6 protein-coding genes are annotated in these 12861 nt (G+C 67.2%); 1 reads left to right on the plus strand and 5 read right to left on the minus strand.

Features of this window, described 5'->3' with window-relative positions:
• The 3 genes from ACXJLH_RS20690 to ACXJLH_RS20700 form a co-directional block, all read right to left on the minus strand.
• Positions 1-126: helix-turn-helix domain-containing protein (locus tag ACXJLH_RS20690; protein WP_457446182.1), on the minus strand; the 126-nt coding region annotated here is incomplete at its 3' end.
• Positions 127-300: 174 nt separating this feature from the next.
• On the minus strand, positions 301-501 hold the full coding sequence (locus ACXJLH_RS20695) for a YbdD/YjiX family protein (protein WP_056201602.1): 201 nt from the start codon (positions 499-501) through the stop codon (positions 301-303).
• Positions 494-2557, minus strand: a complete 2064-nt coding sequence (locus ACXJLH_RS20700) for a carbon starvation CstA family protein (protein WP_457445950.1) — start codon at positions 2555-2557, stop codon at positions 494-496. The genes ACXJLH_RS20695 and ACXJLH_RS20700 overlap by 8 nt, the downstream gene beginning before the upstream one ends.
• Before the next feature lie 238 nt (positions 2558-2795).
• Here ACXJLH_RS20700 and ACXJLH_RS20705 point away from each other — a divergent pair, with 238 nt between their 5' ends.
• Positions 2796-3191, plus strand: a complete 396-nt coding sequence (locus tag ACXJLH_RS20705; protein ID WP_056201597.1) for a hypothetical protein — start codon at positions 2796-2798, stop codon at positions 3189-3191.
• A gap of 11 nt (positions 3192-3202) precedes the next feature.
• On the opposite strand, the gene ACXJLH_RS20710 is transcribed toward ACXJLH_RS20705, so the two are convergent.
• Positions 3203-5647: a response regulator gene (locus tag ACXJLH_RS20710; RefSeq protein ID WP_457445951.1), complete on the minus strand. Its 2445-nt coding sequence runs from the start codon at positions 5645-5647 to the stop codon at positions 3203-3205.
• A 5-nt stretch (positions 5648-5652) separates the two neighbouring features.
• On the minus strand, positions 5653-12807 hold the full coding sequence (locus tag ACXJLH_RS20715) for a HAMP domain-containing protein (protein ID WP_457445952.1): 7155 nt from the start codon (positions 12805-12807) through the stop codon (positions 5653-5655).
• Positions 12808-12861: the final 54 nt, after the last annotated feature.

The following is a 12861-nucleotide window of genomic DNA, read 5'->3' on the forward strand; positions in this document are numbered from 1 at the left end:
CTTGTAGCCGGTCTTGGGGCTGATGCCGAACTGGCGACACAACGCGCGCACGTTGGCGCCGTCCTGGCGGGCCAGGTGCACGAACTCTTGACGCAGGGACACGGTGCTCTTCTCCATCCAGACCATGGGCTTCTTCCGGGGCTTCGAAACCCCGAAAGCGTTACCCATGTCCTGGCACACCCGTTACCCATGTCTCCGGTCCAAACAACGCATCAGAGAAAAGCTACCCGCCATCGCGGGGCGGATTCCCGCGGCACTGCACGCGAGCCATGAGGACCTTCGCAAAACCAACCGATGCCTTCAGCAGCACTTGCCTACACGCGCCGAGTACCTCGCCGCCTGCCTCTCCCTGAAGAACTCCTCATAGCTCATCGCAGCCCGATCCGGATGCGTGGCCTGGTGGTGGGCGAGATAGCTGCCGTAGTCCGGCACGCCCACCATCAGGCGCAGGCTCTGCGTCAGATACCGGCCCGCCTGGGCCAGTTCACGAAGCTCAAGCACGTTGCCCCGCCGGCAGCAGCACGAAAGCCGTCTCCTGCGCCGTCGCCCGACCACTGCGGCGCGCAGCCAGCACAGCCTTGACGCTGTAGACCAGCACGCTAATCACGACGCCCATGAACAGCGCACACAGCGCCGCATCCAGACGATCGTTGAAAACCACCCGCGACATCGCGTCCAGTGTCTTGGCCGGCGCCAACACCTTGCCCTCGGCAATCGCCGCTGCGTATTTGTCGGCGTGGGCCAGGAAGCCGAGCTTGGGGTCGGCCGCGAAGATCTTCAGCCAGCCGGCCGTCATCGTGCACACCAGCAGCCAGGCGGCCGGGACCGCCGTGACCCAGGCGTAGCGGTCCTTCTTCATCTTGAAGATGACGACCGTGCCCAGCAGCAGCGCGACGGCGGCCAGCATCTGGTTGGCGATGCCGAACAGCGGCCACAGCGTGTTGATGCCGCCCAGCGGATCGACGACACCCTGGTAGAGGAAGTAGCCCCAGGCCGCCACGCACAGGCCGGTGGCGACGAAATTGGCCACCCAGCTCTCGGTGCGCTTGAGCGACGGCACAAAGCTGCCCAGCAGATCCTGCAGCATGAAACGCCCGGCGCGGGTGCCGGCGTCCACGGCGGTCAGGATGAAGAGAGCCTCGAACAGGATGGCGAAGTGATACCAGAAGGCCATCAGCGCCTTGCCGCCCACCACCTGGTGCAGGATCTCGGCCATGCCCACGGCCAGCGTCGGCGCGCCGCCGGCACGGGCCAGGATGGTCTTCTCGCCGACATCGGCCGCGGCCTGGGTCAGCATCTCGGGCGTGACGACGAAGCCCCAGGTCGACAACGTCTGCGCGACCGTGGCGGCGTCCTTGCCGACGACCGCGGCCGGGCTGTTCATCGCGAAGTAGACGCCCGGCTCGATGCAGGAGGCCGCGACCAGCGCCATCACGGCGACGAAGCTCTCAGCCAGCATGCCGCCGTAGCCGATGTAGCGGGCGTGGGTCTCGTTCTCCAGCAGCTTTGGGCTGGTGCCCGACGAGATCAGCGCATGGAAGCCCGACACGGCGCCGCAGGCGATGGTGATGAACAGGAAGGGGAACAGGCTGCCAGCCCAGACCGGCCCGCCACCCGACGCGAACTGCGTCAGCGCCGGCATCTTCAGCGGCGGCGCGACGATGACGATGCCGATGGCCAGCGCGATGATGGTGCCGATCTTCAGGAAGGTGCTGAGGTAGTCGCGCGGCGCGAGCAGCAGCCACACCGGGATGCAGGCGGCGACAAAGCCATAGCCGATCAGCAGGCCGACGAGTGTGGTCGGGGCCAGCGTGAAGATGGGCGCCAGCGTGGCGCTCTCGCTGACCGCCTGGCCGCCGAAGATGGCGCCCATCAGCAGCACGAAGCCGATGACCGACACCTCGCCGATGCGGCCCGGGCGGATGAAGCGCAGGTAGACGCCCATGAACAGCGCCACCGGAATCGTCGCCGCCACCGTGAACAGGCCCCAGGGCGAATCCGCCAGGGCCTTGACGACGATCAGCGCCAGCACCGCCAGGATGATGATCATGATCATGAAGGCGCCGAACAACGCGATCAAGCCCGGCACCGTGCCCATCTCCTGCTTGACGAGGTCGCCGAGCGACCGGCCATCACGGCGCGTGGAAATGAAAAGAACGATGAAGTCCTGCACTGCGCCGGCGAAGACGACGCCGGCCAGGATCCACAAGAGGCCCGGCAGATAGCCCATCTGCGCCGCCAGCACGGGGCCGACCAGCGGGCCGGCGCCGGCAATCGCCGCGAAGTGGTGGCCGTAGAGCACGTGCTTGTTGGTGGGCACGTAGTCCAGCCCATCGTTGTACTTCCAGGCCGGCGTCTGCCGCTTGGGGTCCAGCTCCAGCACCTTGTTCGCGATGAACAGGCTGTAGTAGCGGTAGGCGATGAGGTAGGTGCACAGGGCGGCAGCCACGACCCACAGTGCGCTGATCGTCTCGCCGCGGCTCAGGGCCACGGTGGCGAGGGATGCGGCACCCAGGATCGCAACGCCCGCCCACGCAAGGTGGCGGCGCAGATTCATGAGGTTTGTCTCCGTTGCGGTGCTGACCTCGAAGCGGGGCGCGACCGTGATGGAAGTCTCGGCAAACAGGCGCTCCGCGGCATCGGTCAAGCCACGCAGGCCTGGCGCGCGGCAATACCTAAGGGTCAACCCCGAAACACCCTCTTACGCACCGGCGCAGGACGGCGTCAACGTCGGGCGGGGCCTGGCGTTGTTCGAGCACGGCCAGCATCTTGTTCGGCCCTGTAGGAGTTCCGCCATGCTTCGTCCCCTCATCGCCGTTTTTGCCGCCACCGCCGCCCTGCTGGGCGCCGCTTCTGCCCAGGCGGGCACACACTGGTCCATCGGCGTCAGCCTGCCGGCCGCGGGTGTCGTCGTGTCGAACGGCGGCTACTACGCACCTGCACCCGCTCCGGTCTATTACGAGCCTGCACCGGTCTACTACGAGCCGGCACCCGTCGTGCGCTATGCGCCGGCGCGCCGCTATGTCGAGCGCGATGTCTACTACGCGCCGGCGCCGCGGGTGGTTTATGCGCCGTCCTACCGCGAGCGTCGCTGGGAAGGTCGCGACGACCGTTGGGACCATGGTCGCCACGAGCGCAACGACCGCTGGAGCCACGACCGGGACGACTCCGGCCCGCGCCGCGGGCACTGAGCCCGCGCCCGTCAGCGCCGCGCCATCTCGCCGCGGATCTCGGTCTGCAGCAGTTGCAGGTCGGGCAGGTCGAAGGGCTTGAGCAGCGCCCGCACATGGGGGCCGAAGTCCGACAGGTCCGAGCCCATCTCATAGCCCGACGAGAACACCACCCACGTGTCCGGCGCGTGGCGCAGGATGGCCCGGGCGAGGTCGATGCCTGACATCCCCGGCAGGCTGACGTCGGTCATGACGAGGTCGAACTTGTCGGGCGCATAGGCCGCCAGCGCTTCCTCTGCTGTCGCGCAGCTTTCGGGCTGCATCCCCACCTCCTCCAGCAAATAGGCGATCTGTTCACGCAGATCGGCGTTGTCCTCCACGAACAGCACCCGCAAGGCCGGCGCCTGCGTGGGCCGGGCAGCACTGAGCTCGGCCACGGCGCGGGCCAGCAGATGCGGGGACACTGCCTTGGGCACGCAGCGCTGGAAGCCTGCCTCGAGCGCGGCCTCGCGGTCGGTCGCGCGCACATAGGCCGTGACGGCCGCTGCGGGCAGCACGTCCGGGCCCAGTTCCATGGCCTGGCGCACGTGTCGGATCAGGTCATAGCCCCCCATGCCGGGCATGCCGAGATCGCTCAGCAGCACATCGAAGCGCTGCTGCTGCAGCAAGGCGATGGCGGCCTCGGCCGACTCGGCCGTGACGACATCGGCGCCGCGTTCGGACAGCAGGCGGGCATGGGCCTCGAGCACGTCGGGGTGGTCATCGACGAGCAGCACCCGCACGCCAGAGATCAAGGGCTCGACACCGCCCGCCTCGGTTTCAACACCCGCCACGTTCGACTGGCCGGCGCGCGGCAGGCGCAGGCTGAACACCGAGCCCTGGCCGCGGCCCGCACTGTGGGCTGCCACCTCGCCGCCGTGCAGCTCGACGAGGTTCTTGACGATGGACAAGCCCAACCCCAGGCCGCCATGCACGCTGGAGGCGGTGCCGTCGGCCTGGGTGAAGCGGTCGAAGAGCTGCGGCAGGAATTCAGGGTCGATGCCCTGGCCGGTGTCGCTGACCGCGACCTCGACGATGGGGCCGTTCAGCTTCGTCGACAGCGTGATGCTGCCGCCCGTGGGGGTGAACTTCATCGCGTTGGTGATCAGGTTCATGACGATCTGCGTGAGCCGGCGCGCGTCGCCAAAGACCTCGGCGGCCTCGGGCGCCAGCTGCAGCACGATCTCGAGCTGGCGGGACTGGGCTGTCGGGCGGGCCGTGTCGGCCGCGCCCGCAACGATGCCGTTCAGGTCCACCCGCTCGACATTCATCAGCTGCTTGCCGGCGACGATGCGGCTCATCTCCAGCAGGTCGTCGACCAGGACGGCCTGGGCCTGGGCATTGCGCGCGATGGCCTGGATGCCCCGTTGCAGCATGCCGGGCTGCACGCCGGGGTGGGTGAGCACGTTGACCCAGCCGAGGATGGCCGCCAGCGGCGTGCGCAGCTCGTGGCTGATCGCGGCGACGAATTCTTCCTTGGCGCGCGCGGCCTGGTCGGCGGCGCCGCGCGCGGCCTGCTCGGCGGACAGCAACTGATCGCGGCGCAGCTGCAGCTCGCGGCGGTCGGTGATGTCGTGGAAGTAGACGGACAGACCGTCGTGCGAGGGATAGCAATGGCATTCCAGCCAGCGCTCCGGGGCACCTGGCGCCATGGCCTCGAAAGACACGGCCTGACCGCCCTTGGACCGGGCCTTGTCGAAGCCGGCCTCGAACTCGCCGGCGCCAAAGACCTCGCCACTGCGCCGCCCGGTCAGCTCGTCGGCCCCACGGCCGAGCAGCCGGGCGCCCTGCTCGTTGACGTAGCCGATGCGCCCGTCATGCTCGATGAGCAGCAGGCCATCGGTGATGCTGCTCATCATGGCCCGCAAGCGGCGGTCGGCCACATGGAAGGCCTCGGTCCGCTCGGTGACGCGCCGCTCCAGCGTCTCGTTGAGATCGCGCAAGCGCTCCTCGGCGCGGCGCCTCTCCTCCACCTCGGCCTGCAGGGCCAGGTTGGCGCGCTGCAGCTGGCGGGTCTTGCGGTCCAGTTCGGCAAAGACGGCCACCTTGGAACGCAGCACCGCCGGGTTCACGGGCTTGTGCAGATAGTCGACGGCGCCTGAGCCATAGCCCTGCAGGCGGTACTGGTCCTGATCGAAATAGGCGGTCAGGAAGATGATGGGCAGGTGGGCATTGCGCTTGCGCTCCTTGATCATCTGCGCCAGCTCGATGCCGTTCATGTCCGGCAGCTGGATGTCCAGCACCATGACGGCGAACTCCTGGCCCATCAGCGCGAGCAGGGCCTGGTCGGCCGACAGCGCCCGCACGATGCGGTAGCCCGGGTCCGCCAGCACGCTCTCCAGCACCAGCAGGTTGGCCGGTTCGTCATCGACGATCAGGATGTTGGTCAGCTCTTCAGCGCCCGCCACCTGCTCCACGACGTCGATCGTTGTCGGCATCGTCATCACCGGTACAGCCACACGCGCATCAGCGACAGCAGCTGGGCCGTGTTGACGGGTTTGGAGATGTAGTCGCTGGCGCCCGCCTCCAGGCATTTCTCGCGGTCACCCTTCATGGCCTTGGCGGTCAGGGCCAGGATGGGCAGGTTGCGGAACTCGGCGTGGGAGCGGATCTCGCGCATGGTCTCGTAGCCATCCATGTCCGGCATCATGATGTCCATCAGCACCAGGTCGAGATCGGGCGTGTGCTGGATGATCTCGACGGCGGCCCGGCCGCTGGTGGCGGTCAGTACCTGCATCTCCTGATTCTCCAGCAGCGTCGTCAGCGCAAAGATGTTGCGGGCGTCGTCGTCCACCACCAGCACGCGTCGGCCGTGCAGCATCTCGGCGGCGCCGTGCAGCTTGTGCAGAATCTCCTGCTTGCCCTGCGGCAGCTCGGTGACGACGCGGTGCAGGAAGAGGGCCGTCTCGTCGAGCAGGCGTTCGGGGCTCTGCACATCCTTGAGCACCACGCTCTTGGCCAGCGCACGCAGCTGCTTCTGCTCGGCGCTCGTCAGATCCTTGCCGGTGAAGACGACGACCGGCACGGCCGCCAGGGAAGGGTCGGCATGCAGTTGCTCCAGCAGGCCGAAACCGCTGACGTCGGGCAAGCGCAGATCCAGCACGATGCAGTCGAAGGTCTGCTCACGCAGCATCTGCAACGCCGCCGCGCCGGTACCGACGGCCTGCAGCTCGATGTCGTCATGGCCGAGCAGCTCGATGATGGCCTGGCGCTCGATGTCGTTGTCCTCGATGACGAGCAGCCGCTTGGTGCGCGGCACCGTGAAGTCGCGAATGCGGTCCAGCGCCGCCTCCATCTCCTCGCTGGTGGATGACTTCACCACATAGGAGAAGGCGCCGTGCGCCAGGCCGTGGTTGCGGTCCTCCTCGGCGACGCTGAAGATCTGCACCGGGATGTGGCGGGTCAGCGGGTCGAGCTTGAGCTGGTTGAGCACCGTCCAGCCCAGCATGTCGGGCAGGAAGATGTCCAGCGACACGGCGGTCGGCTTGAAGCGCCGCGCCAGCTCCAGGCCCAGGCTGCCCTTGAGCGCCACCAGGCCCTTGAAGCCGCGGTCCCGCGCCAGGCCCAGCACGATGCGGGCGAAGTGGGGGTCGTCCTCGATGATGAGCAGGACCGAGTCGCCCTCCTCGATGTTCTCGCGGTCATCAGGTACCTGGGTTTCTCGCACCAGCGGCAGGTTGTTGCGCGCCGGGGCCATCGGGCGGCTGTGCGCGGGCAGGGGCACCATGCTGGCACTGTCCGCGCCGGCGAAGTGCAAGGGCAGGAAGAGCGTGAACGTGCTGCCATGGCCATGCACGCTGGTCAGGCGGATTTCGCCGCCGAGCAGGGCCGCCAGCTCACGGCTGATGGCCAGGCCCAGGCCGGTGCCGCCGTATTTGCGCGACGTGCCGGCGTCGGCCTGCTGGAAGGCCTCGAAGATCAGGCGCTGCTTCTCGGGCGCCACGCCAATGCCGGTGTCCTCGACGGCAAAGGCCAGCACATGCTGGGCCTTGCTCAGCACGGGATGCTCCGTGCTCCAGCCCTCGTTGGCCAGGCTGACGCGCAGCTCCACATGGCCGTGCGCCGTGAACTTCACCGCGTTGGACAGCAGGTTCTTCAGGATCTGCTGCAGCCGCTTGGCATCGCTTTCCATGCTGCGCGGCAGGTCGTCGGCGAACGTCAGGCGCAGCGGCAGGCTCTTGGCTTCGGCCACATGGCGAAAGTTGCGGTCGATGCTGTCGCGCAGCGACACAAACGAGATGTCCTCGATCTCCACCGTGACGGTGCCCGACTCGATCTTGGACAGGTCCAGGATGTCGTTGATGAGGTGCAGCAGGTCGGAGCCGGACGAGTTGATGTTGCGCGAGAACTCGACCTGCTTGCCTGAAAGGTTGCCGTCGTTGTTGCTGGCCAGCTGCTGGCTCAGGATCAGGATGGAGTTCAGCGGCGTACGCAGCTCGTGCGACATATTGGCCAGGAACTCGGACTTGTACTTGGACGTCAGCGCCAGCTCGGCCGCCTTGTCTTCCAGCGCGTGGCGGGCCTGCTCGACCTCGGCGTTCTTGCGCTCCACTTCCTCGTTCTGCTCGGCCAGCAGGCGGGCCTTGGTACCGAGCTGCTCGTTGGTCTCCTGCAGCTCGCTCTGGCGCGACTGCAGTTCCACCGTCAGCTGCTGCGACTGCGACAGCAGCGACTCGGTGCGCATCGTCGCCTCGATGGTGTTGAACACCGCGCCGATGCTCTGCGTCAGCAGCTCCAGGAAGGCCAGCGAAGCGCTGCTGAAGGGCTGCAACGTGGCCAGCTCGATGACGGCCTTGGTCTGGCCCTCGAACAGCACCGGCAGCACGATGACGCTGACACGCGGCGCGTAGCCGAGGCTGGACGAGATGGCGACGAAGTCAGAAGCGATGTCGGCCAGCAGGGTGCTGCGCTTCTCCAGCGCGCACTGGCCGACCAGGCCTTCGCCCATCTCGATGGTGGGCGCCAGCCGCACGGCGCCGGATTGGGCGTAGCTCGCCAGCAGGCGCAGCTGCTGGCGGTTGTCGGCCTCGGCGCCGGCCACGTGATAGATGGTGCCCTGGTGTGCCTGCACCAGCGGTGCCAGCTCGGTCAGCAGCATCTGGCTGACGGTCTGCAGCTCGCGCTGGCCCTGCAGCATGCCGGTGAACTTGGCCAGGTTGGTCTTCAGCCAGTCCTGCTCGCGGTTGCGCTCGGTGGTCTCGCGCAGGTTGGAAATCATCGTGTTGATGTTGTCCTTGAGCTCGGACACCTCGCCCTTGGCCTCGACCTGGATGGCGCGCGTCAAGTCGCCCTTGGTGACGGCCGTCGCCACCTCGGCAATCGCGCGCACCTGCGTCGTCAGGTTGGCGGCCAGCAGGTTGACGTTGCCGGTCAGGTCCTTCCAGGTGCCCGAGGCGCCCGGCACATGGGCCTGGCCGCCCAGCCGCCCGTCCACGCCCACCTCGCGGGCGACGTTGGTCACCTGCTCGGCAAAAGTGGCCAGCGTGTCGGTCATGTTGTTGATGGTGTCGGCCAGCGCCGCCACCTCGCCCTTGGCCTGCACGGTCAGGCGCTGGGTCAGGTTGCCGTTGGCCACGGCCGTCACGACCTTGACGATGCCGCGCACCTGCTCGGTCAGGTTGGAGGCCATGAAGTTGACGTTGTCGGTCAGGTCCTTCCAGGTGCCGCCCACGCCGGCCACCTTGGCCTGGCCGCCGAGCTTGCCTTCGGTGCCCACCTCGCGCGCCACCCGGGTCACTTCACCGGCGAAGGCGTTGAGCTGGTCGACCATGGTGTTGATGGTGTTCTTCAACTCCAGGATTTCGCCGCTGACGTCCACCGTGATCTTGCGGTTCAGGTCGCCGCGCGCCACGGCCGTCGTCACCTCGGCGATGTTGCGCACCTGAGCCGTCAGGTTGGCGCCCATGGTGTTGACCGAGTCGGTCAGGTCCTTCCAGGTGCCGGCCACGCCGGGCACGACGGCCTGCACGCCCAGCCGCCCTTCGGTGCCCACTTCGCGGGCCACCCGCGTCACTTCCGACGCGAAGGAGCGCAGCTGTTCCACCATCGTGTTGATGGTTTCCTTCAGCTGCAGGATCTCGCCGCGCACGTCCACGGTGATCTTCTTGGACAGGTCGCCGTTGGCCACCGCAATTGTCACGTCGGCGATGTTGCGCACCTGGCCGGTCAGGTTGGACGCCATCGAGTTGACGTTGTCCGTCAAGTCCTTCCACGTGCCGGCCACGCCGGGCACCTGCGCCTGGCCGCCGAGCTTGCCTTCGGTGCCCACCTCGCGCGCCACGCGGCTCACTTCCGACGCGAAGGCGCCGAGCTGTTCGACCATGGTGTTCATGGTCTCCTTGAGCTGCAGGATCTCGCCCTTCACGTCCACCGTGATCTTGCGGTTCAGGTCGCCGCGCGCGATGGCGGTGGCCACGTCGGCGATGTTGCGCACCTGGCCCGTCAGGTTGGACGCCATCGAGTTGACGTTGTCGGTCAGGTCCTTCCAGACCCCCGCCACGCCAGGCACCGCAGCCTGGCCACCGAGCTTGCCCTCGGTACCCACTTCGCGCGCCACACGCGTCACTTCGGACGCAAAGGCGCGCAGCTGGTCCACCATGGTGTTGATGGTTTCCTTCAGCTGCAGGATCTCGCCGCGCACGTCGACGGTGATCTTCTTGGACAGGTCACCATTGGCCACCGCGATGGTCACGTCGGCGATGTTGCGCACCTGGCCCGTCAGGTTGGAGGCCATCGAGTTGACGTTGTCGGTCAGGTCCTTCCAGGTGCCGGCCACGCCGGGCACCTGGGCCTGGCCACCAAGCTTGCCCTCGGTACCCACCTCGCGCGCCACGCGGGTCACTTCACCGGCGAAGGCGTTGAGCTGGTCGACCATGGTGTTGATGGTGTCCTTGAGCTCAAGAATTTCGCCGCGCACGTCCACCGTGATCTTCTTGGACAGGTCGCCGTTGGCCACGGCGGTGGTCACCTCGGCGATGTTGCGCACCTGGCCCGTCAGGTTGGAAGCCATGAAGTTGACGTTGTCGGTCAGGTCCTTCCACGTGCCGGCAACACCCGGCACCTGCGCCTGGCCGCCGAGCTTGCCGTCGGTGCCCACCTCGCGGGCCACGCGGCTCACTTCCGAAGCGAAACCATTGAGCTGGTCCACCATGGTGTTCAGCGTGTTCTTCAGCGCCAGGATCTCGCCCTTGACCTCCACGGTGATCTTCTTGGAGAGGTCACCGCTGGCCACGGCCGTCGCCACGTCGGCGATGTTGCGCACCTGGCCCGTCAGGTTGGAGGCCATGAAGTTGACGTTGTCGGTCAGGTCCTTCCAGGTACCTGCCACGCCGGGCACCTGGGCCTGGCCGCCGAGCTTGCCGTCCGTGCCCACCTCGCGCGCCACACGGCTCACTTCCGAGGCGAAGCCGTTGAGCTGGTCCACCATCGTGTTGAGCGTGTTCTTCAGCTCCAGGATCTCGCCCTTCACGTCGACCGTGATCTTCTTGGACAGGTCGCCGCCGGCCACAGCCGTCGCCACGTCGGCGATGTTGCGCACCTGGCCCGTCAGGTTGGACGCCATCGAGTTGACGTTGTCGGTCAAGTCCTTCCACGTACCCGCCACGCCGGGTACCTGGGCCTGGCCACCGAGCTTGCCGTCCGTGCCCACCTCGCGCGCCACGCGGCTGACCTCGCCAGCAAAGCCGTTGAGCTGATCGACCATGGTGTTGATGGTGTTCTTCAGCTCCAGGATTTCGCCGCGCACGTCCACGGTGATCTTCTTGGACAGGTCGCCGTTGGCCACGGCCGTCGTCACGTCGGCGATGTTACGCACCTGGGCTGTCAGGTTGGTCGCCATCGCGTTGACGGAGTCGGTCAGGTCCTTCCAGATACCGGCCACGCCGCGGCCTTGCGCCTGGCCGCCGAGCTTGCCGTCGGTACCCACCTCACGCGCCACGCGAGTCACTTCGGAGGCAAAGCCGCCGAGCTGGTCGACCATGGTGTTGATGGTGTTCTTCAACTCCAGGATCTCGCCGCGCACGTCGACCGTGATCTTCTTGGACAGGTCGCCATTGGCGACGGCCGTCGTCACCTCGGCGATGTTGCGCACCTGGCCGGTCAGGTTGGAGGCCATGAAGTTGACGTTGTCGGTCAGGTCCTTCCAGGTGCCGGCCACGCCGGGCACCTGGGCCTGGCCGCCGAGCTTGCCGTCCGTGCCCACCTCGCGCGCCACGCGGCTGACCTCACCGGCAAAACCGTTGAGCTGGTCGACCATGGTGTTCATGGTGTTCTTCAGGGCAAGAATCTCTCCCTTCACCTCCACGGTGATCTTTTTCGACAAGTCGCCGCTGGCCACGGCGGTGGCCACGTCCGCGATATTGCGCACCTGGTTGGTCAGGTTGGACGCCATCGAGTTGACGTTGTCGGTCAGGTCCTTCCAGGTCCCGGCCACGCCGGGCACCGCGGCCTGGCCGCCGAGCTTGCCCTCGGTGCCCACCTCGCGGGCCACGCGGGTCACTTCGGAGGAGAAGCCGTTGAGCTGGTCGACCATCGTGTTGATGGTTTCCTTCAGCTCCAGGATCTCGCCCTTCACGTCCACCGTGATCTTGCGGCTCAGGTCGCCGCGCGCCACGGCCGTCGTCACGTTGGCGATATTGCGCACCTGCGCCGTCAGGTTGGTCGCCATCGCGTTGACCGAGTCGGTCAGGTCCTTCCAGGTGCCCGCCACGCCGGGCACGACGGCCTGGCCGCCCAGGCGCCCGTCGGTGCCCACCTCGCGGGCCACCCGGGTCACTTCGGACGCAAACGAACGCAGCTGATCCACCATGGTGTTGGTGGCTTCCTTCAACTGCAGGATCTCGCCGCGCACGTCGACGGTGATCTTCTTGGACAGGTCGCCGTTGGCCACGCCGATGGTCACCTCGGCGATGTTGCGCACCTGGGCTGTCAGGTTGCCGGCCATCTGGTTGACGGAATCGGTCAGGTCCTTCCAGACGCCCGACACACCCTTCACCTGCGCCTGGCCGCCGAGCTTGCCCTCGGTGCCCACCTCGCGCGCCACGCGAGTCACTTCACTCGTGAACACCGACAGCTGGTCGATCATGGTGTTGACCAGGCGCGCGGAGCGCAGGAACTCGCCCTTGAGCTCGCGGCCGTCCACCTCCAGCTCCATGGACTGGCTCAGGTCGCCCTTGGCCACCGCGCCGATGGTGCGCGCGATCTCGGCGGTCGGTCGCACCAGATCGTCCATCAGCGTGTTGATCGAGTCCACCTTGGTGGCCCAGCCGCCCAGCGATCCCGGCATCGACATGCGGTGCTTGAGCCGGCCTTCCTTGCCGACCGTGGCGGAGAGCCGCGACACCTCGGAGGCGATGCGCGCCTCCTGGGCGGTGATCTGGTTGAAGGCGGCGGCGATCTGGCCGTCGATGCCGTCCCAGCTGTTGGGCAGGCGGATCGTGAAGTCGCCGTCGCGCAGTGCGGACAACGCCGCCAGGATCTGGCGCGAGCGTGGAGCGCTCAGCTCGGCGCCGCCATTCAACACATCGGCCGTAGCGGCCGGAATGGTCGCCTTGGGGTTGGCGCGCTTTCTGCGAGGTTGCTGCGCGATGTCGACACTCATGGTCCCGCCCGATTCAGAAATTAGGAGTGAGTTTCGCCCGGCGCCGGGTCATTT

This window comes from Roseateles sp. P5_E4 (genome assembly GCF_054049255.1).

Bases quoted from the DNA above. Each gene is read 5' to 3' on its own strand.
- ACXJLH_RS20710 (WP_457445951.1), bottom strand. From the start codon at position 5,647: ATGCCGACAACGATCGACGTCGTGGAGCAGGTGGCGGGCGCTGAAGAG.
- ACXJLH_RS20715 (WP_457445952.1), bottom strand. From the start codon at position 12,807: ATGAGTGTCGACATCGCGCAGCAACCTCGCAGAAAGCGCGCCAACCCC.
- ACXJLH_RS20700 (WP_457445950.1), bottom strand. From the start codon at position 2,557: ATGAATCTGCGCCGCCACCTTGCGTGGGCGGGCGTTGCGATCCTGGGT.
- ACXJLH_RS20705 (WP_056201597.1), top strand. From the start codon at position 2,796: ATGCTTCGTCCCCTCATCGCCGTTTTTGCCGCCACCGCCGCCCTGCTG.